This is a genomic window from Euzebya sp. (assembly GCF_964222135.1).
Lineage (GTDB): Bacteria > Actinomycetota > Nitriliruptoria > Euzebyales > Euzebyaceae > Euzebya.
The window spans coordinates 1-19,513 of record NZ_CAXQBR010000060.1 but is presented as its reverse complement, the minus strand read 5'-3'; the positions used below and the strand labels follow the sequence as shown (position 1 = coordinate 19,513).

The 19,513-nt window shown below is 73.8% G+C and carries 15 protein-coding genes and 1 pseudogene; 13 read left to right on the top strand and 3 right to left on the bottom strand.

Annotated elements, in window-relative coordinates:
- Nucleotides 1-375: 375 nt before the first annotated feature.
- The 3 genes from ACEQ2X_RS12775 to ACEQ2X_RS12765 are packed head-to-tail and all read left to right on the top strand — an operon-like array spanning nt 376 to nt 6,504.
- Nucleotides 376-3,447 (top strand): beta-propeller domain-containing protein, encoded by a 3,072-nt coding sequence (locus tag ACEQ2X_RS12775; protein WP_370326196.1) that lies wholly within the window; start codon nt 376-378, stop codon nt 3,445-3,447.
- Nucleotides 3,448-3,493: 46 nt separating this feature from the next.
- Nucleotides 3,494-5,584: a protein kinase gene (locus ACEQ2X_RS12770; protein ID WP_370326195.1), complete on the top strand. Its 2,091-nt coding sequence runs from the start codon at nt 3,494-3,496 to the stop codon at nt 5,582-5,584.
- Between the two features lie 2 nt (nt 5,585-5,586).
- Nucleotides 5,587-6,504 carry a serine/threonine-protein kinase gene (locus tag ACEQ2X_RS12765; protein WP_370326194.1) on the top strand — a complete coding sequence of 306 codons (918 nt, stop codon included), beginning with the start codon at nt 5,587-5,589 and terminating at the stop codon, nt 6,502-6,504.
- Nucleotides 6,505-6,667: 163 nt separating this feature from the next.
- Here ACEQ2X_RS12765 and ACEQ2X_RS12760 read toward each other — a convergent pair whose 3' ends face one another.
- Together ACEQ2X_RS12760 and msrB are read right to left on the bottom strand one after the other, a co-directional pair.
- Nucleotides 6,668-7,717, bottom strand: coding sequence for a CoA ester lyase (locus ACEQ2X_RS12760; RefSeq protein ID WP_370326193.1), 1,050 nt, complete (start codon nt 7,715-7,717; stop codon nt 6,668-6,670).
- 41 nt (nt 7,718-7,758) lie between these two features.
- Nucleotides 7,759-8,175, bottom strand: a complete 417-nt coding sequence (gene msrB, locus ACEQ2X_RS12755; protein ID WP_370326192.1) for a peptide-methionine (R)-S-oxide reductase MsrB — start codon at nt 8,173-8,175, stop codon at nt 7,759-7,761.
- Nucleotides 8,176-8,177: 2 nt separating this feature from the next.
- Here msrB and ACEQ2X_RS12750 point away from each other — a divergent pair, with 2 nt between their 5' ends.
- The 5 genes from ACEQ2X_RS12750 to ACEQ2X_RS12730 all read left to right on the top strand — a co-directional run bounded on the left by ACEQ2X_RS12750 (nt 8,178) and on the right by ACEQ2X_RS12730 (nt 12,263).
- Entirely contained in the window at nt 8,178-8,507 is a 330-nt protein-coding gene (locus ACEQ2X_RS12750; protein WP_370326191.1) for an MGMT family protein, read from the top strand.
- 64 nt (nt 8,508-8,571) lie between these two features.
- A complete protein-coding gene (locus tag ACEQ2X_RS12745) occupies nt 8,572-9,669 on the top strand; it encodes a 5'-3' exonuclease H3TH domain-containing protein (RefSeq protein WP_370326190.1) in 1,098 nt (365 codons plus the stop codon).
- Between the two features lie 27 nt (nt 9,670-9,696).
- Complete coding sequence (locus ACEQ2X_RS12740; protein WP_370326189.1) at nt 9,697-10,062, top strand: hypothetical protein; 366 nt, start codon at nt 9,697-9,699, stop codon at nt 10,060-10,062.
- Nucleotides 10,063-10,074: 12 nt separating this feature from the next.
- Entirely contained in the window at nt 10,075-11,676 is a 1,602-nt protein-coding gene (locus ACEQ2X_RS12735; protein ID WP_370326188.1) for a GMC family oxidoreductase, read from the top strand.
- Nucleotides 11,652-12,263, top strand: coding sequence for a PH domain-containing protein (locus ACEQ2X_RS12730; RefSeq protein ID WP_370326187.1), 612 nt, complete (start codon nt 11,652-11,654; stop codon nt 12,261-12,263). The genes ACEQ2X_RS12735 and ACEQ2X_RS12730 overlap by 25 nt, the downstream gene beginning before the upstream one ends.
- A 31-nt stretch (nt 12,264-12,294) precedes the next feature.
- Here ACEQ2X_RS12730 and ACEQ2X_RS12725 read toward each other — a convergent pair whose 3' ends face one another.
- Nucleotides 12,295-13,884, bottom strand: a complete 1,590-nt coding sequence (locus ACEQ2X_RS12725; protein WP_370326186.1) for a hypothetical protein — start codon at nt 13,882-13,884, stop codon at nt 12,295-12,297.
- A 145-nt stretch (nt 13,885-14,029) separates the two neighbouring features.
- On the opposite strand from ACEQ2X_RS12725, the gene ACEQ2X_RS12720 reads away from it, so the two are divergent.
- From ACEQ2X_RS12720 to ACEQ2X_RS12700, 5 genes and pseudogenes are all read left to right on the top strand, one after another.
- Nucleotides 14,030-15,469, top strand: coding sequence for a cation:proton antiporter (locus ACEQ2X_RS12720; protein ID WP_370326185.1), 1,440 nt, complete (start codon nt 14,030-14,032; stop codon nt 15,467-15,469).
- A gap of 139 nt (nt 15,470-15,608) precedes the next feature.
- Nucleotides 15,609-17,198, top strand: coding sequence for a hypothetical protein (locus ACEQ2X_RS12715; protein WP_370326184.1), 1,590 nt, complete (start codon nt 15,609-15,611; stop codon nt 17,196-17,198).
- Between the two features lie 20 nt (nt 17,199-17,218).
- Nucleotides 17,219-17,686 (top strand): hypothetical protein, encoded by a 468-nt coding sequence (locus tag ACEQ2X_RS12710; protein WP_370326183.1) that lies wholly within the window; start codon nt 17,219-17,221, stop codon nt 17,684-17,686.
- Between the two features lie 48 nt (nt 17,687-17,734).
- Complete coding sequence (locus ACEQ2X_RS12705; RefSeq protein ID WP_370326182.1) at nt 17,735-18,553, top strand: serine/threonine-protein kinase; 819 nt, start codon at nt 17,735-17,737, stop codon at nt 18,551-18,553.
- Nucleotides 18,550-19,513: pseudogene (locus tag ACEQ2X_RS12700) on the top strand (hypothetical protein); the annotation flags it as partial. The gene ACEQ2X_RS12705 and the pseudogene ACEQ2X_RS12700, both read left to right, overlap by 4 nt.

Genomic DNA, 19,513 nt, shown 5'->3' with positions numbered 1-19,513 from the left:
GGCCCCCGCCCCCTCACCCCCCCCCGGGCGGTGGGGCGCGGGGGGGGGGGCCCGCCCCACACCGGAGATGCCCGGACCCGGACCCCGGACCGACGGACCCGGACCGACGCACGGATCGACCACTACGTGACTGCGTGGAGAGGCTGACGCGGGTCGATGCGTGCGGTCCCGTCGCGCCAACGTCGCGCTGAGCTGGGCCGATGACGCCTCGGAGGGTCCGATTGCGCGGTGTAGTGGTCGATCCGTGCGGGCAGGGGCGTCGGCGCGTGCGCCCCCCGCCGGGCCGCGCCACAGCCCACAGCCTTGGAACAACGGTCGCCCAGGTGACGTCGTAGTGTCGATGTCCCTCCGCCAAACGGCCACGAGGAGTCGACGATGACGGCACGCCACCCCTCCCGCGCCCTCCTGCGCACCCTCGCGATCCTGTTGGCGCTGGCCACGGCCGGCCTGCCCGCGGGGGCCCAGCTCGGCGGTGTGGGTCCCTTCGACGGCGATCCCGCCACGACCGAGCGGATCGAGGCCGGCGACCCGGTGACCGCGGCGATCGCGGTGTCCCAGCAGCGCTTCGACACCGCCCCCCACGCGGTGCTGGCGACCGTCGACTCGTTCGCCGACTCCCTGGCCGGGGCGGCGCTGACCGACGACGGGCCCCTGCTCCTGACGGCGTCGGCCCGCTTGACCCCGGCCACCGCCGCCGAGCTCGACCGGGTCCTCGGCGACGGGGCGACCGTCTACGTGCTCGGAGGTGAGGACGCGATCGGCCCCGCCGTCGCGGACGAGCTGACCGCCGCCGGGTACGCCGTGGCGCGCTTGGCCGGCGAGACCCGCGTGGAGACCGCGCTGGCGGTCGCCGACGAGGTCCGCCGGCGCCACCCCGGCGACACGGTCCTGCTGGCCCGCTCCGACGGCCCGGCTGACAACCCCACCAGCGCGTGGGCGGACTCGATGACCGGCGGGTCGCTGGCCGCCGCCCGCGGCCTGCCGATCCTGGTCACCCCGACCGACGCGCTGCACCCGGCGGTCGCCACCTGGCTGGCCGCGGACGCCCCGGTGAGCACGGTCCTCCTCGGCGGTGACGCCGCCCTCTCCGACGCGGTCGAGGACGCCGCCCCCAACCCGCGCCGCCTGGCCGGACCCGAGCGGACCGCGACGGCCGCGGCGATCGCCGAGGACGCCCTGTGGCGCGGCCCGGGCGACGCGCCGGACGCCCGGCGGTTCGTGATCCTCGACGCCGGGCGGCCGGACGGCTGGGCCTACGGACTGTCGGCCGCCGGCATCGCCGCGGACACCGGCGCGCCACCCCTCGCCGTGGTCGGCACGGTCAGCGCCGCCACGCGGCGGGTCGTCTCGACCTGCGGGGACCCCGCGGTCGACCTGCTCCTGGTCGGCGACGAGTCGGTCATCGACACCGAGGTCGAGGCGCAGCTGACGACCTTCGACGGCACGGCCTGCGCCGACGCGTTCGCCGCCCTCGACCCGTTCGAGAGCTGCCCCGCGACCCTCGACTTCTTCAGGGCCGAAGCGCTCGAGCGCGTCACCGCCTACGGCCTCGACGGCCACTACCACGGCGGCGTCGACCCCGTCCCGCCCCCCGTCGGGCCCGATCGCCCGGGTGAGGAAGAACCCGTCGACGGCGGCGCACCGCCGGCCCCACCCCCGGCCCCGTCGGCTCCGGACGAGGACGCCGGTGGTGACGACGGCGGCGTCGGCGGCGGGGAGGACACCCCGACCTCCGGCACGAACACCCAAGAGGTCGGGGTCGACGAGCCCGACCGGGTCAAGGCCACCGCGCAGGCGGCGTACGTCGTCGCCGGTCAGGGCGTCCAGGTCGTCGACGTCTCCGGTGACGCGCCGGTGCACGTCATGACCCTCGACGTCCCGGAGGCCGCGTACGGCCACGAGCTGCTCCTCGACACGAGCGTCGAGGGCGGCGAGGTGCTGGTCGTCCTCTCCTCCGGTGACGGGTTCGCCTACCCGGCCGAGCCGGCGCCCGCCGAGGACGTCGCCTTCGCACCCGGCGGCTACTACCCAGAGCCGACGACGATCCTGACCCGCTACGACGTGTCCGACCCGACCGCCCCGGTGCGTCTCGACGCCGTCGAGCTCGACGGCGCCTACCGGTCCGCCCGCATGGTCGGCGGGGTCGTGCGGCTGGTGGCCTCCGCCAACCCCACCGGCCTCGACTTCACCGTGCCGACCGACTCGAGCGACGAGGCGCACCAGACGTCGCTCGCCCACAACCGCCAGGTGATCGAGGAGTCGGCCATCACCGACTGGCTGCCCAGCGTCCGCGGCCCCGAGGGCGAGTCGCTGGCCGTGCCGTGCGAGGCGGTGTTCGCCCCACCGGGCTTCAGCGGCATCTCGACGGCGCTGGTCACCGCCTTCGACATCTCCGAGTCCCTCACCCCGACATCGGCCGCGGCGGTGCTGGCGCAGGCGGAGACGCTGTACGCCTCCACCGAGCGGCTCGTGCTCACGTCCTCCCGCTGGGGGGCCTGGAACCCCGAGGCACCGACCCAGCAGGTCACGACCGAGGTCCACAGCTTCGACATCTCCGACCTCTCCGCCACCCGGTACGTCGCCAGCGGCCAGGTCGACGGGTGGGTGCTCAACCAGTTCTCGATCTCCGAGCGGGACGGCTACTACCGGATCGCCACGACCACCCAGCCACCGTTCGACGACCCAGCCGGCGCCACCGACAACGGCATCACGGTCCTCACCGAGGGCGGCAGCGAGCTGTTCGAGGTCGGGCGCGTGTTCGGCCTCGGCGCCGGCGAGCAGATCTTCGCCGTGCGCTACCTCGGTCCCGACCTCGCGGCGGTGGTGACCTTCCGACAGGTCGACCCCCTCTACCTGGTCGACCTGTCGAACCCCGCGGCGCCGCGGGTCACCGGCGAGCTGAAGATCCCCGGCGTGTCCCGCTACCTCCACCCGATCGGTGAGGACCACCTGCTCGGCGTCGGCCAGGACGGCACCGACGACGGACGGCTCACCGGGGTGCAGGTCAGCCTCTTCGACATCTCCGACCTGGCCAACCCCGTCCGCGTCGACGAGATCGGCTACGGGCAGGGGTCCTCGCCGGTCGAGCACGACCACAAGGCGTTCCTGTTCTGGTCGCCCCTCGGCCGGGCGTTCGTCCCGACCGAGTTGTACGAGCGCGGCGAGTTCCCCACGCAGGTGATCGACGTCGACGCGACCGCGGGCACCCTCTCCCAGGTCGGCACGATCGGCGCGCCCCCCGAGGTGTACGCCGCGGCGGACCGCACCCTCGTCGTGGGCGACACCGTCTACGCGATCTCCTACGCCGGCATCAGCGCCCACGACCTGACGACGCTGGCCCAGGAGGGCTACGCGGCGTTCCCCGGCACCGAGGAGCCGTGCTGCGCGCCGGGCGGCCCCGACCAACCGGTGGAGGGGTCGGAGCCGGTCGACGACGGCGGGGAATGAACCCGTAAGCCCGGGAGGCGGGGGCCTCGGTTAGGCTCCCGCCACGATGGCCGTGTCCGCTGCCCCGCCGATCCCCGGGTACCAGGTCGCCGAGGAGATCGGCCGGGGCGGCTTCGGGGTCGTCCACCTCGGCACCGCCCCCGGCGGCACCCCCGTGGCGATCAAGGTCCTCCACCGGCGCATGGACGAGCTCACCCGCCGGCGCTTCGAGGGTGAGATCCAGGTCATGGGGACCCTCGCCTGGCACCCCAACATCGTGCGGATCCTCGACGCGGGGCACGTCGACGACCAGGCCTACATCGTGATGGAGCGACTCGACGGCGGCACGCTCGGCGACGTGGTCGACGCCGAGGGGCCGCTGTCGCCGGAGGCCGCGGTCGTCCACGGCGTGGAGGTCGCCGGCGCCCTGCACATCGCCCACCGCGCCGGCGTGCTGCACCGCGACGTGAAGCCCGACAACCTGCTCGTCGGGGCGGAGGGCCAGGTGAAGCTGTCGGACTTCGGGGTCGCCCTGTCCGCGGCCGGTCAGCCCGCGGGGGACGGCGACCCGCTCGGGGCGACCGGCACGGTGGCCTACAGCGCGCCGGAGCTGCTCGACGGCGGCGCCGCGACGGTCGCGAGCGACGTGTACTCGGTCGGGGCGACCCTGTACGCGCTGCTGGCAGGGCAACCCGCCTACCACCGCGGCACCGACGAGTCGCCGGCCGCGCTGATCGTGCGCTGCTGGCGCGACCCCGTCCCGGACCTCACGGGGATCGGGGTGCCCGAGCCCCTCGCCCGGGTGGTCCGCCGTGCCATGGCGAAGGATCCTGCGGCACGTCCCGCCACCGCCGAGGACCTGGTCAAGGAGCTCCGCGGGGCCGCCGAGGCGCTCGGCATCGCCGTCGCCCTGCCGGCGGGCCTGGGCCGCGAGGGGGGCCGTGAGGCCACCGCCGGCCCGGCACCGGCCGCGCCCGCCCCGGCCGCGTGGACGCCGGGGTCCGGCCAGCCGATCCCGCCGCGCGAGCGGGCCCGCGCCCGCCGGCTGCAACGCATCACCAGCGCCATGGCCGGCGTGGCCGCGGTCCTGGTGGGCCTCGCCGTCTTCACCGTCGCCGATCCCTTCGGCGGGGACGACGCCGCGGCACCGCCTGCCGCCGAGGCGCCCGCGGACGCGGAGCCCGACGGGGACGCCGCCGCCCCCGACGTCGAGGCCACACCCGTCCCCGACGGCGGCGCTGCGGACGAGGAGCCCGCCGCGGAGGAGCCCGACCTGGCCGAGCCGCCCCTCGGCGCGCTGCCGCCGCCCGCGCCGTCGGCCACCGCACCCGGCACCCCGGTGCCCGGCGACGTCCCGCCTGCCCCGCCACCCGCCCCGCCGCCGCCCCCGCCACCCGGCGAGACCGCGGTGGAGGTGGCGTTGGACGGGGCCGCCCGCGCCGTCGCCGGCGGGGACGGCCTGGTCGTCGTGGCCACCGACACCACCCTCGTCGCGGCGGTCGACGGCCGAGTGGTCGCCGAGGTCCCCGCGGAGGGGGTCCGGTCGATCGCCGTCACCGCCGACGCCGTCGCCACGGCGGTCGGCGGCCAGGTGCAGGTACGGGACCCGGACACGCTGGCGGTCACCCGGACCATCGGCGTCGCCGCCGTCGAGCTGGCCCACGACGGTGCTGGCGTGCTGTGGGCCGCGACCGCCGACGGCCTGGTCCGCCTCGACGGGACGGCCCCCGAGGTCGTCGCTCCAGGGGCGCGCCTCCACGTCGCCGCCCGCGGGGCCGTGGTCTGGGCGGCTGACCGATCCGGCGGGCTGGTCGGCGTGCGGGACGGCCAGGTCGTGACGGCCGATCTCGCCACCCCGGTGGTGGAGGTCGATGTCGCCGCCGACGGATCCGCGGTCGTGGTGACCGCCGAGGGGACGCTGGTGCGGATCGCGCCCGACGGCACCACCGGTCCGCTCGGGGTGCCCGCGGCGGCAGGTCGGCTCGTCGACGTGGCCGCATCCGCACGGGCGGTGTGGGTCCTCGACGCCGCGGGCGACGTGTGGCGGCTGGACGCCACCCCCGTGGTCGTGGCCACCGGGGTCACCGCCCTGGCCCCGGCGGATGACGCGGCCTGGGCGACCACGACCGCCCCGTCCGTGATCCGCCTGGAGCCCTGAGCGTGGCCGACCCCCGCACGAGCCACGTCCTGCCCGGCTACACCGTGCTCGGACAGATCGGGGTCGGCGGCACCGCGACGGTGCACCGTGCCCGTCACGACGCGAGCGGCACCGACGTGGCCATCAAGGTGCTGACCGCGCCGCCGGCCGACGAGCGGGCGCAGAAGCAGTTCTCCCGCGAGACCTCGGCCCTGGCCGCGCTCGGCTGGCACCCGAACGTCGTGGTCCTGCACGAGGTCGGCACGACCGGTCGGGGCCACCCGTTCATCGCCATGGAGCTGCTGGCCGGTGGGTCCCTCGACGGCCGGGTGCCGCTGCCCCACGACGCGGCGACGGCGCTGGCGGTCAGCGTCGCGGGCGCCCTCGACGCGGCCCACTCCCAAGGGGTCCTGCACCGCGACGTCAAGCCGGCGAACATCCTGCTGGACGCCGCCGGGATGCCGAAGCTGGCCGACTTCGGGATCTCCGGGATCGTCGACGCCACCCACACCTCCGGCATGGGCATGACCCTCAACCACGTCGCTCCCGAGGTCGTCGACGGCGGCACCGCGACGGTCCGCTCCGACGTCTACAGCCTCGCCTCGACGCTGTACGAGCTGCTGGCCGGCGAACCGCCGTTCACCGTGCCCCAGTCCGCTGCGCTGGTCACCCTGCTGCTGAAGATCCTCGACTCGCCCGCCCCGGACCTGCGCGACCACGGGGTCCCCGCCGACCTGGCCGCCGTGGTCGCGGACGGGCTCGCGAAGGACCCGGCCCAGCGGCCTGCCAGCGCGCGGGACCTCGGCCGGCGCCTGCAGCTGGTCCAGTCCGCCCACCGGTGGGCGACCACGCCGATGGCGCTCCCGTCCCGCTCGGCGTCCGCGCCCGGACCGACCGACCCCGGCACCCTGCCGATGGACGCGCTGCCGGACATCCGCTGACCGTCCACCCGCCGCACGGATCGACCACCACGCGCCGTGACCGGACGTGCGCAGGGTCATCGCCGCAGCTCAGCGCACCCCGCCACCGCGGATCGACCACCGCGGAGCTCTCCGCAGCGGTCGTCGGTGGTCAATCCGTGCGGGTCAGGGACCCACGGACGGGCTACAGGTCGTAGGCCTCGGCGAGGTCGGGGTCGCGGGCGGCGAGCTGGTTCGCGAGGTCGAGGACGACCTTGCACTGCTTGACGCTGGCGTCGTCCTCCATCTTCCCGTCGAGCATGATCGCGCCGGTGCCGTCGCCCATGGCCTCCACGACGCGCTTGGCGTGCGCCACCTCGGCCGGGTCGGGGCTGAAGACCCGCTTCGCGATCTCGATCTGGACCGGGTGGAGGGACCACGCGCCGACGCAGCCGAGCAGGTAGGCGTTGCGGAACTGGTCCTCGCACGCGGTGGTGTCCCGGATGTCCCCGAACGGGCCGTAGTAGGGGAGGATCCCGTGCGCCACGCAGGCGTCGACCATCCGGCTGATCGTGTAGTGCCACAGGTCCTGCTGGAACGTCGCCCGGGGCGCGTCGGCGTCGTCGGGGTCCGGGTCGGTCCGGACCACGTAGCCCGGGTGGCCGCCGCCGACGCGGGTGGTCTTCATCCGCCGGTTCGCCGCCAGGTCCGCCGGCCCGAGCGAGAGGCCCTGCATGCGCGGCGATGCGCCGCAGATGGCCTCGACGTTCGCCACCCCGCGGGCGGTCTCGAGGATCGCGTGGACCAGCAGCGGCTCGGACAGCCCGGCCTTGGCCTCGAGTTGGGCGAGGAGCCGGTCGACGTAGTGGATGTCCTCCGGTCCCTCGACCTTCGGGACCATGATGACGTCGAGGGCCTCGCCGGCCTCGAGGACCGCGGCGGTCAGGTCGTCCAGGCACCAGGGGCTGTCGAGGGCGTTCACCCGCGTCCAGAACTGGGTCTCGCCGAAGTCGACCTCGCCCGCAACCTTCACCAGCCCTGCGCGGGCGGCGTCCTTGTCGCCGGCGGGGACGCCGTCCTCGAGGTTGGCCAGCAGCACGTCGGCGGTGCCGACCATGTCGGGGACCTTGGCGACCATCTTCTCCACCGACGGCGGGAAGAAGTGGATCATCCGGGAGGGGCGGAAGGGGATCTCGCGGACCGGCTCGGGCGCGCCGACTGCGAGGGGGCGGAAGAAGTCTCGGGCGCTGCGCATGACCAGGACGCTACGCAGGGCGGGCCCGGCCCGCCAATCGCTCAGCTGTCCGGGTCGAGCTCCATCGACACCGAGTTCATGCAGTACCGCAGGCCGTTCGGGCCCGGGCCGTCGGGGAAGACGTGGCCCAGGTGGCCGCCGCAGCGGGCGCAGACCGCTTCGGTGCGGACCATGCCGTGGGAGGTGTCGGTCCGCTCCTCGACGACCCCGTCGGCGATCGGCTCGGTGAACGACGGCCACCCCGACCCGGAGTCGTACTTGGTGTCGGAGCGGAACAGCTCGGCGCCGCAGCCGGCGCAGCGGTACACACCCGGGTCCTTGGTGTCCCAGTACGCGCCGGTGAACGCGCGCTCGGTGCCGGCCCGGCGCAGCACGGCGTACTGCTCCGGCGTCAGCCGGGCGCGCCACTCCTCGTCGGTCAGCTCGACACGGCCGCTGGTGGGGTCAACATCCGTCACGGGTGCTCCTCTCTGCACAGGGCCACCAACCTACGCCGGCCGTCACCGGCGATGATGACGGGGTGATGACGCCGTTCGCCGACTCCGTCCACGCCATCGTCGAGGCCCTGCCCCCGGGGACCTGCGCCAGCTACGGGGAGGTCGCCGCCGAGGCCGGGCACCCCGGGGCGGCGCGCGCCGTCGGCCGGGTCATGGCGACCAGCGACGGCCTGCCGTGGTGGCGGGTCATCCGGGCCGACGGCACCCTCCCCAAGGGCGCTGACCAGGAACGTCGCCTGCGGGCCGAGGGCGTGTCTATCATCAACGGCCGAGTCCGCATGGCGGGCCGCTGACACCCCCGGGTCGACGCGGCGACCTCCCCCCGCTCAACGCCCCCGCCGAGAGGACGCACCCCGCATGGACGCACTGGCGCTGTTCGACACCGACCTGCAGGTGACCGACGCGGCCAAGGCCGCCGCCGCGCCCGCCCGCCGGAGGATCGCGCCGGCGCCGGCGCCCGAGCCGACGGTCGTCGCCGGCCCGACCGTGCTCGCCGTCGACGGCAACTCCCTGGCCCACCGCGGCTACCACGCCTACGCCAAGCGGGAGGGTGATCCCGGCGGCCGCGACCTCGTCGGCGCCGGCCTCTACGGCTTCCTCGCGCTGCTGGCCGCCGTCGTCGACATCGTCCGTCCGTCCGCCACCGTGATCGGCTTCGACTGCCGTCAGGCGTCGGTCCGCAAGGACCGCTGGCCCGACTACAAGGCCCAGCGGCCGGACAAGCCCGAGGTGCTGGACGCCCTCCTCGACGAGATCCCCGTCGCCCTCGACGCCCTCGGCGCGTGCGTCGTCACCCACACCGGCTACGAGGCCGACGACGTCTGCGGCTCCGTCGCCGCCACCGCGGCCGCGGCCCGGCGGCGCTGCGTGGTCGCCACCTCCGACCGCGACGCGTTCGCGCTGGTCAGCGACACCACGTCGGTCCTGCGGATCCGCTCGGGCATGCACCGCGCGCAGGAGGTCGACCGCCGCCGGCTCCGCCGCGAGCTGGGCATCGCCCCCGGGCAGTACACCGAGTACGCGGCGCTCCGCGGCGACACCTCCGACAACCTGCCGGGCATCACGGGGATCGGCCCGAAGCGCGCCCGTGACCTGCTCCGCCGCTACGACTCCGTCGCCGACGCCGTGGCCGATCCGATGGGCTGCCGCAGCGTGCTCGGCCCCGAGGTCGGGCAGGTCCTGATCGACGACTTCGGCCACCCCGAATCGGTGTTCCACCGCAACGTCGAGCTGATGACCATCGCCGACCACCTCGAGGTCGACCTCGACGCCGGGTGCCCGCGCACCCCCCTCCACCGCATCGACGACTACCTCCGCAGCCGGCGGCTGGCCGGCCTGATCGCCCGCATGGCCCTGTGCTTCGGCGCTGACCAGGCGGGCCACGCGCCGCCGCCGCCGACCGACGCCGACGCACCGCCGGCTGCAGACCTCGCCTGGGACCGCGAACCCTCGTAGGCTGCGCGGCCCGACCCAGGAGCAGCCATGGAGCCACTCGCCGCCCGCCGGGCGCTCGCCGCCCTCCGCATGACCTTCGGCGCGAGCTGGCTGATGCCGAAGGTGGGTGCCCGCCTGTTCGGGCTCGACCCCGACGACCACCACGGCATCGTGCTGCTGACGCGGCTGTTCGCCATCCGGGACGTCGCGCTCGGTGCGGCGCTGCTCCGGGCCGACGAGGCGGAGGGCGACCGGCAGGTCGACCTCGGGATCATGGTCGACACCGCGGACCTGATCGCACTGGTCGCCGCCGCGATCCGCAAGGACATCGGCGTGCGGACCCTGCTGCTCGGCGGGCTCGGGGCGAGCGGGGCGATCGCGCTCGGCCTGATGGGCCGCCGCCCGGACGCGTAGGGCAGGACGGGCGTGTACGACTACGTCATCGTCGGTGCGGGGTCCGCCGGCTGCGTCCTGGCCGCGCGGCTGAGCGAGGACCCCGCCGCGCGGGTCCTGCTCGTCGAGGCCGGCGGCGCCGACACCCACCAGAACATCCACATCCCCGCCGCGTTCCCCAACCTCTTCCGCACCCGGTGGGACTGGGGCTACACCACCGAGCCCGCGAAGCAGCTCCACGACCGGCGGGTGTACTGGCCGCGGGGCCGGATGCTCGGCGGCAGCTCGTCGATGAACGCGATGATCTACATCCGCGGGCACGCGAGCGACTACGACCGGTGGCGCGACCGCTGGGGCTGTGAGGGGTGGGGCTACGACGACGTCCTCGGCCACTTCACCCGCAGCGAGGACAACGCCTCCATCCACGACCGGTACCACGGCACCGGCGGGCCCCTCCACGTCAGCGACCAGGTCGCCCCGCGACCCCTCACCCTGGCGTTCCTCGAGGCCGCCCAGCAGGCCGGGCACCCGGCGAACCCCGACTTCAACGGCGCGGTGCAGGAGGGCGTCGGCCTGTACCAGGTGACCCAGCACCGCGGACGGCGCTGGAGCGCGGCGGACGCGTTCCTGCGGCCCGCCCTCGACCGGCCGAACCTCGAGGTCTGGACCGACGCCCCGGTCGACCGGATCACCCTCGACGGCACCCGGGCCACCGGCGTGGAGGTCCGCCGCGGCGGGCAGCGCGAGGTCGTCCGCGCCACCGAGGTGATCGTGTCGAGCGGCGCGATCGGCTCGCCCCACCTGTTGCTCCGCTCCGGCATCGGGCCGGCCCACCACCTCGTCGACGTCGGCGTCCCGGTCGTCGTCGACCTCCCCGGTGTGGGCGAGAACCTGCAGGACCACCTGACCGCCGGTCCGATCCACGCCTCCCCGGGCGGAAGCCTGTTCGGCGCGGACTCGCCCCGCCACCTGCTGACGTTCCTGGCCCGCAAGCGGGGTCCGCTGACGTCGAACGTCGGGGAGGGCGGGCTGTTCGCCACGACCGGCGTCTCCGACGGCGGGGCGCCGGACGTGCAGATGCACTTCGTCCCCTCCACCTACCTGTCCGAGGGGCTGGTCGAGCCGACCGAGCACGGCCTGACCCTCTCCTGCTGCGTCCTGCGGCCGCGGTCGCGGGGCCACATCCGCCTCCGCGGCACCGACCCGGCGTGGGCCCCGGCCATCGAGAGCGGCTATCTGGACGACCCCGCGGACCGCGACGTGCTGCTCGCCGGCTACGACCTGGCCGAGGAGGTCCTCGCCCAGGCGGCGCTCCGGCCGCACCGGGGGCGGCGCCTTGTGCCGCCGGCGAGCGCGTCGTCGCGCGAGCAGGTCGTCGACGCGGTCCTCTCACAGGCCCAGACGCTGTACCACCCGGTCGGCACCTGCGCGATGGGCACCCACGACGAGGCGGTCGTCGACCCGCAGGGGCTCCGCGTCCGCGGCGTCGACGGCCTGCGGGTGGTGGATGCCTCGGTGATGCCGGACCTCATCGGCGGGAACACCAACGCCCCGACGATCATGATCGCGGAGAAGGCCGCCGACGCCATCCGCGGAGTACATTCACCGGCGTGGGCTACCCGACCAAGCTGCTGAACGACGAGGAGCAGATCGTCCTCGACATGCACCCGCACTGGCGGATCTTCCTGGGACCGGGTCTGCTGCTGCTCGTCGCGCTGGCCGTCCTGGTGGTGATCGCCGCGGTGGTGCAGCCCGACGAGCAGCTGCTGACCATCCTCGCCGCCGTCCCGCTGGCCGTCGGGGTCGTGTGGTTCGCGTGGCGCTACACGGTGTGGCGCACCACCCACTTCGTCGTGACGACCGACCGGGTGATCTACCGCAGCGGCGTGGTCTCGAAGTCCGGCCAGAACATCCCGCTCGAGCGGATCAACAACGTCGCCTTCAGCCAGACCGTCCTCGAGCGCCTGCTGCGCGTCGGCGACCTCGTGATCGAGTCCGCCGGCGAGACCGGCCGCCAGACCTTCGACGACGTCGCCAACCCGAGCCGGGTCGAGAACCGGATCTACGCGGAGATGGAGCGCGCCCAGGCCCGTGACGCGACCCGCGCGGGTCGGGCCGGCATCTCCGTCGCGGACGAGCTCACCAAGCTCGAGGACCTGCGGCGTCGAGGTGTGATCGACGAGGCGGAGTTCGCCGCGCAGAAGGCCCGGCTGCTCAGCTGAGGTCGCTGAGCTGCCCCGTCCCGGGGGGGCGTCAGTCCCGCGGCCGGACGAAGTGGCCGGGAGCCAGGTCCACGGTCAGCCGCACGCCGGTGGAGTGCCACAGGTCCGGCCCCTCGTCGGCGGTGTGGGGCAGGAACCCGCGGTACCACAGGACGACGTCGTCGATCGCGGTGCCGGGATCCCCCTGCGGCAGGTCGCGGACCGCCGGCCACCGCCACGTGCCGGCCTCACCGGCCTGGTACTGGCGCCCGTGGACGGTGTTGGTCTCGTACAGCACCTCGGGGACGACCTGACCGGGGACGTTCCAGCTGCCGTCGTCGAACGCGACGTCGACGCGGTGCCCCGTGGCGGCGTCCACCACGGCCCAGCGGTGGCCGGCGGCGGCATCGGCCGGCAGGTCGAACTCCGTCGCCATCACCGCCTCGCCGTCGGCGGTGTCCCGCACGACCTGGTCGCCGTCGGCGCCGGCCAGGTCCACGTCGAAGCGCCAGAACGGGTAGTGGACGTGGTCGGTCTCGCACTGGAGGCCCTTGGCGAAGGTGTGCGCGTCGAGCTGCCCGTCGCCGCCCAGGTAGAACGACTGGTACAGCACGTACTCGCCGAGGGTGTCGAGGATCCCGAGCTCGAGCCACGGCTCGCCGAGGACCGTGACCTCCCGCAGCACCACCTCGGCGCCGTCCGCCCAGTCCACCGGCGTCAGCTCGCCGCCCAGCCGGTCGACGAACGGCCCGCACGCGTCCTCGTCGTAGAACACCGTCATCGCCGGCATGCTCGCGCGCTCGAGCACCCGGACGCCCCGGAAGGCCACGTCCTGCAGCGCGATGCCGTCCATGCGACCGCTCACGGCGTAGTCGAACGTCCAGCCGCGCCAGTCGACGGTGCCGGACCGGGGCGGGCCGGCGTCGCCTGACCACCCGGTGTGGCTCGGAGCGTCGGGGGAGGGGCCGGGGGGCTGGCGGCGGGTGCGGACGACCTCGCCGGCGGTGAGGTCCACCCAGGTGAGCAGCTCGGGGCGGGCGTCCACGTGCGGGGCGAACGTCACGTACGCCATGCGGGTGGAGGGGTAGGAGCCGTCGGCGTCCATGACGTGCATGCCGAAGCCCTGCAGGTTCGCGGTGTCGACGCCGTCGGCCGCCCAGGCGTCGCGGGCGATCGCCACCGCCCGGTCGACCTCGTCACCGGTCAGAGGTGGCTGCCACGCCGCCGCGGGGACCTCCTCCACGTCGACGACCCGTCCCCCGGCGACCGTCGCGACGACGCTGCCGACCCGCCCGGGCACGTACCAGGTGACCTCGTGCGCCGCGGGTGCCCCGCCCTTCGACGCGACCTCGGCCACACCGATCAGCTCGGGTCGGTCGCCCAGCAACCGGACCACGTCGGGGTCGTCGAGGGCCCTCGCGACGGCATCGCCCCCGGACGCGCCGGCGTACGCCTGCGCCGACACGGGGGCCGACGCCGTGACGCCGATGGGCTGGGGCGGGTAGCCGGCCGACTGGGCGCCGAACCGCCCGTGATCGGTGTGGCGCCCCGGGATCGGTGGCTGGCCCGACACGGCCAGGGCGGAGAGGACCACGAGCACGACGGCGAGGATCCCCACCCCGCCGCTCCGTCGCCGACCCATCGAGCCTCGATGCTACGGCGGTCCGGGCGCCTCGGTCGACGGGGCAGGGTCAAGAGGTTGCAGGAACATTGCAGCCATGTACGGCGCCCGCTGGCCGGTGATAGCGTGCCGACGTTTCAACCACGCGTTCAACGGGAAGTGCGCCATGCTCACTGGTTCGCAGGTCGTCATGTTCGTGCTCCTCGACCTCGCGCTCATCCTCGTCGCGGCGCGCGCCTTCGGTGCGCTCGCGAAGAAGGTCGGGCAGCCGAGCGTCGTCGGGGAGATCATCGCGGGTGTCGCGCTCGGGCCGAGCCTCCTCGGCCTGATCAGCGTCCCGGCCGACTTCGTCGTCAGCCTCGGTCCGATGGACCTCCCCCTGCTCTGCGACCGCGCCATCGCCGCCGGGGCGGATGCGACGCTCAGCTCGTGCCTCTTCCCGCCGCAGGCGGCGGCCATCCTGAACAACTTCGGCCAGCTCGCGCTGCTGCTGTTCATGTTCCTGGTGGGCCTCGAGCTCGACCTCGACGCGCTGGCGGGGAAGGCCAAGCAGCTCTCCACCGTGGCCATCGGCGTCGTGGCCGTCCCGCTCCTCCTCGGCCTCGCCATCACGCCGCTGATGTTCGACGGGACCTTCGTGGCCGACGAGGGGACCGTCAGCCGCCTCGGCTTCGGGCTGTTCCTCGGGGCGTTCCTCTCGATGACGGCGCTGCCGGTCATGGCCCGGATCCTCCAGGAGAAGGGCCTGATCACCAGCCCCCTCGGCATCGTCGGCATCGCCGCGGCCGCCGCGGTGACCGTCCTCGCGTTCATCCTCGTCTCGCTCGCCGCCGGCGTCGCGACCGGTGCCCCCACCGGGTTGCTGGTCATGCGGGTGGTCCTGGCATTCGTGTACCTGGCCGTGATGATCATGGTCATCAAGCCCGTGCTGGCGAAGCGCCTCGGCGAGCCCTACGCCGAGCGGGCCCGGACCATCGGGTTGACCTCGGCGAAGATGACCTGGTCGGGCATCGACGAGTTCTCCCCCGCGGGCGCGGGGCACGCCCTCAGCCACGCGATGTTCGCCTGGGTCCTCGTCCTGGTCCTCGTCTCCGGGTGGATCAGCCACATGCTCGGCGTCACCGTGATCATCGGCGGCTTCATGGCCGGGCTGGTCATGCCCGCCCGACAGGGCCTCGTCCGGGACATGACCACGGAGCTCTTCGACACCGTCGTGGTCTTCCTGCTCCCGATCTTCCTCGCATTCTCCGGCCTCAACACCGACGTCACCGCGCTGAGCGGTGCGGCGGTCCCGGGCCTCGCGATCTTCATCGTCACCGCCATCGTCGCGAAGTGGGGCAGCGGCGCGGTCCTCGGTCGCCTGTCGGGGATGTCGTGGTCCGACTCGAACCTCATGGGCATCCTGATGAACTGCCGCGGCCTGCTGCCGCTGGTCGTCGGCCTCGTCGGGCTCCAAACCGGCATCATCACCCCCGCGATGAACGTGGTCGCGGTGATCATGGCCCTGGTCACCACCGCGATGACCGGGCCGGTGTTCGACCGCTTCAACCGGCCGGCGCCCCCGGTCGAGCCCACCCCACCCGTCGCGGAGGCGGCTGCGGGCTAGTCCGACGTGATGTCACCGGAACGTCTTCCGCGTGACGCACGGTACCCCTATCGTTCCGCTCATCGACCGCGCCGCAGCCCGCTCGGGTACCGGCGGCGCGGGGCGGTGAGGGTTCTCTCGGAGAGGAAAGGCGTCAGCGATGGTTGACGGAAGCAAGACGGTCACGTTCAACCCCGCCAGCGGGCAGCCCGTGCCCGAGGGACCGGGGAACGGCGACCTGACGGATCAGATGATCCAGACGGATTGGTGGACCGACCAGATGGTCGCGGACGCGGGGATCCCGATCGTCGACGTGCCGTTCGTCACCGTGGGTGGCGGCATCGGGTCGTTCGTCATGGTCGACTACCTGCGGATCGCAGGGGTCCCGCGCGAGCACATCAAGGTCCTGTCGAACATCGACGTCCCGTACCAGACCTACAAGTTCCTCTGCAACAACTCCCAGATCCCCGGGCACGAGCGCCTGCGGTCGGACTCGACCGGCACGCCGGACAACATCTGGGGCTTCCCGGGCTACGCGATCCGCGAGGGCTGGAAGGACAAGAAGCTGAAGCCGTGGTTCAACGTCTTCGTCGAGCCGGTCTTCAGGGACTTCTACACGCCGCGCTCCGGTGATGTGTTCGGCTACCTCGACCGCGAGGCCGCCCGCATCGGCTGGAACTCGATGCTCGACAAGGGCCAGGTCCGCATGGTCCGCCGCCGCCAGGGCGGCGGGTACTTCACGATCCTCACCCCGCCGACCGGCACGTCGCGCACCAAGCGCATCGCGTACCGCTCGACCTGGGTCCACGTCAGCGTCGGCTACCCGGCCCTGCGCTACCTGAGGGATCTCCAGGAGTACCGGGAGACCTACCAGGACTTCCGCCACGTCGTGAACGCCTACGAGCCGCACGAGCACATCTACGAGGACCTGCGCCGCCGTCCCGGGATCGTGATGGTCCGCGGCGCCGGCATCGTCGCCAGCCGCATCATGCAGCGCCTCATCGACGACCGCGACCAGCACGGCGCCCAGACGCTGATCATCCACCTGTTCCGCACCTACCGGACGCAGCCCAAGTTCGAACCGCGCTTCGGGCGGGGCAAGCAGGAGGTCCGCCACGGCTGGGCCTACCAGGGCTTCAACGTCACCAAGTCCGCCTGGGGAGGGGTGGACAAGGAACGCCTCGCGAAGCTCGAGGGGGCCGCGCGCAAGGAGTACCTCGACTACCTCGGCGGCGGGGCCCACACCCCGCGGCGCGTCGACTGGCGCGAGCAGATCGACCGCGGCCTGGCCCAGGGCTTCTACCGCCAGCACGTCGGCGAGGTCGACAAGGTGGTCCCGGGCGCGGACGGCGACAGCGTCGTGTCGACCGTGCGCGGTCAGGACGGCACGGTCACCGACATCCCCGCCCGCTACGTCATCGACTGCACCGGCCTCGTCGGCCTGCCCCAGGACCACCGAGTGCTGTCGGACCTCCTCCAGCACGGTGGCGCAGGTGAGAACCCGAACGGCCGCCTCGACTGCGACCACAACCACGAGGTCCGCGGCACCCAGTCCGCGCCCGGCAAGCTGTACGCCGGCGGGGCGGCGACCGCCGGGTCCTACTTCGGCGGCGCGGACTCGTTCCTGGGCCTGCAGTACATCGCGCAGACGATCTACCTGGACCTCGCGAAGGCGGGGTTCTGCAAGAAGATCGGACCGGGCCGCAGCTTCAGCCAGTGGCTGAAGTGGGTCCGCGGGACACAGATCTAGACGGTTCCAGGAGACCTCCCATGACACCGACGTTCGCCGGTCGCATCCAGACCCGGTTCTTCCTCCTCCTCGTCATCGCCCCCCTGTGGACGCTGATCATCAACTTCGTGCTCGTGCCGCTCGTGGGCGGCACGGGTGCCGACATGCAACCCTCGTACTGGGTCGTGTACTTCAACGCGATCCAGGTCCTGGTGCTCACCGCGGTCGTCGGCGTGCTGTGGGAGGTGCTGTGGCACTGGATGACGCTGGGCCGCTGGGAGAAGGACTGGCCGATCCTGTACCTCCTCCTCCAGTGGATCCCCGAGGGGATCGTGATGTTCTTCCTGGTCAACCCACGGTGGCTCGGTCTCACGACCGACGGGGGGGTGCCGACGTCGGCCTTCCTCGTCCACTACATCACCACGGTGCTGGTGACCTGGACCTGGGTCGTCGGGCCGCACCGGATGTTCTTCATCCGCTGGCGCTACGAGGGCGGTCGCCTTGTGTAGGGTGCCGCGCACGGTGTCCCCGACGACGCGGCCACGACTGGAGAGGGCATGACCCGCATCGCGGACTACGAGATCCTCGAGTCCCTCGGCAACGGCAGCCACGGCCAGGTCCACAAGGCCATGCCGCCCGAGCGGCTCGGGCTGGGAGCGACCCCGGTCGCGCTCAAGGTGTTCGACCGCTCGACCGACGCGGCGGAGTACGGACGCGTGGTCGAGGAGGTCAAGGTCTACGCCGCCGCGGCGAAGGGCTGTGACCAGCTCGCGCCGATGTACGACGTCGGTCGCCACGGCGAGCGGCTGTTCATGGCGGTGGCCTACTACGGCGAGGGATCCCTCGCCGCCCGGGCGCGGGGGCTGAGCAAGGTCCAGGTCGTCGAGCTGATCGCCGACGCGGCACGGGGCGCCCACGCGCTGCACGAAGCCGGTCTGGTGCACCGCGAGATCAAGCCCGCCAACGTCTTCCTCGCCGACGGCGGGGGCGGCGTGCTGGCCGACCTCGGCCTGGCCCACGTCGTGTCGCCCGGCCAGACCGTCACCGGCCTCGGCGTGTCGTCCCTCGAGACGATGGAACCCGGGCTGGTCAGGGGCGAGACGTCCGCGCGGGCGTCTGACATCTGGTCGCTCGGCGCGACGCTCCACTGGGCGTTGACCGGGCGCGGCGTCTTCGCCGACCTGCCGGACTCGAGCCTGATCGCGGTCCTGCGGCACATCATGACGGCGTCGCCGTCGGTGGCGGAGTCGGGGATCCCGGACCCCGTCCGCGAGGTGCTCGGCCGCTGCCTCGCCCAGGACCGGATGGAGCGGTACGGGACCGCGCTCGCACTCGCAGAGGACCTCGACACCATCGTGGAGGGGATCAGCGCATGACTGACCGATCCGTACACGTCACCGTCCGACCGGGCAGCGGCATCGTGGCCCGCACGGGCCCCGGCCTGATGGTCGTGCTCGACGGCGGGGACGAGGGCGTCCGCACCCAGCTGCTCGACAACTTCGACGCCGCGTGCTCGGGGTCCGACGCACCCGGGCGGACGATGGCGCGCAGCCTCGTCGGGCTGCTCAGCCAGTCCGACCCGGACGCCATCCCGCCCTTCGGCGCCTGCGCGCCGAGCGAGCGCGGCTGGGCCGTCATCCTCCACCAGGGCGTCGCCCTCCACGTCTTCGAGGGCGACCGCACCACGGTCGTGTCCGGCTTCGACGCCTCGACGTGGGTCGACCGGATCATCGACGACGGCTTCGACCGGCTGACCCTGCTGCCCGACGGCGAGCAGCCGTCCGAGGTCGACACCAGGTTCCGGTTCCAGGGCGGCGTCATCCCCGGTGGTGGAGCGACGATCCTGCCCGCCACCGGCATGGCCGAGGGGTCCCCCGCACCGGCCGCGCCAGCCCACCCGGCTGCGGCCCCCCAGCCCGCGGCACCACCCCAGCCCGCAGCGCCACCCCAGCCCGCAGCGCCGCCCCAGCCCGCCCAGCCGGCCGCCCACGCCGGCTACCCGCCGCAGGGGACGCCCCCCGCGGGTCAGCCGCCCCAGCCGACCCCGCAGCACGCCAGCCCCGGGGTCTACCAGCCCGGCCAGAACCCCCCCGAGGCCTACCCGCCGCAGCAGCCGGGCCAGTACCCGGCTCAGCCGCCCGCCCAGTACGCGCCCCAGCCCGCCCAACCCCAGCCCGCCCAACCCCAGCCGCACGCTCCGCAGCAGCCTGCGCACCAGACCCCGCCGCAGCCCCAACCCCAGCCCCAGCCGGCCCCCCCGCCCCAGCCGGTCGCGGACGGCCCGGACGCCGGTCCGCTGCCGACCCGGCCCCCACCCGGCGGCGCCGGCCCCGCGC

Bases quoted from the DNA above. Each gene is read 5' to 3' on its own strand.
- ACEQ2X_RS12775 (WP_370326196.1), top strand. From the start codon at position 376: ATGACGGCACGCCACCCCTCCCGCGCCCTCCTGCGCACCCTCGCGATC.
- ACEQ2X_RS12770 (WP_370326195.1), top strand. From the start codon at position 3,494: ATGGCCGTGTCCGCTGCCCCGCCGATCCCCGGGTACCAGGTCGCCGAG.
- ACEQ2X_RS12760 (WP_370326193.1), bottom strand. From the start codon at position 7,717: ATGCGCAGCGCCCGAGACTTCTTCCGCCCCCTCGCAGTCGGCGCGCCC.
- ACEQ2X_RS12745 (WP_370326190.1), top strand. From the start codon at position 8,572: ATGGACGCACTGGCGCTGTTCGACACCGACCTGCAGGTGACCGACGCG.
- ACEQ2X_RS12740 (WP_370326189.1), top strand. From the start codon at position 9,697: ATGGAGCCACTCGCCGCCCGCCGGGCGCTCGCCGCCCTCCGCATGACC.
- ACEQ2X_RS12725 (WP_370326186.1), bottom strand. From the start codon at position 13,884: ATGGGTCGGCGACGGAGCGGCGGGGTGGGGATCCTCGCCGTCGTGCTC.
- ACEQ2X_RS12720 (WP_370326185.1), top strand. From the start codon at position 14,030: ATGCTCACTGGTTCGCAGGTCGTCATGTTCGTGCTCCTCGACCTCGCG.
- ACEQ2X_RS12715 (WP_370326184.1), top strand. From the start codon at position 15,609: ATGGTTGACGGAAGCAAGACGGTCACGTTCAACCCCGCCAGCGGGCAG.
- ACEQ2X_RS12710 (WP_370326183.1), top strand. From the start codon at position 17,219: ATGACACCGACGTTCGCCGGTCGCATCCAGACCCGGTTCTTCCTCCTC.
- ACEQ2X_RS12705 (WP_370326182.1), top strand. From the start codon at position 17,735: ATGACCCGCATCGCGGACTACGAGATCCTCGAGTCCCTCGGCAACGGC.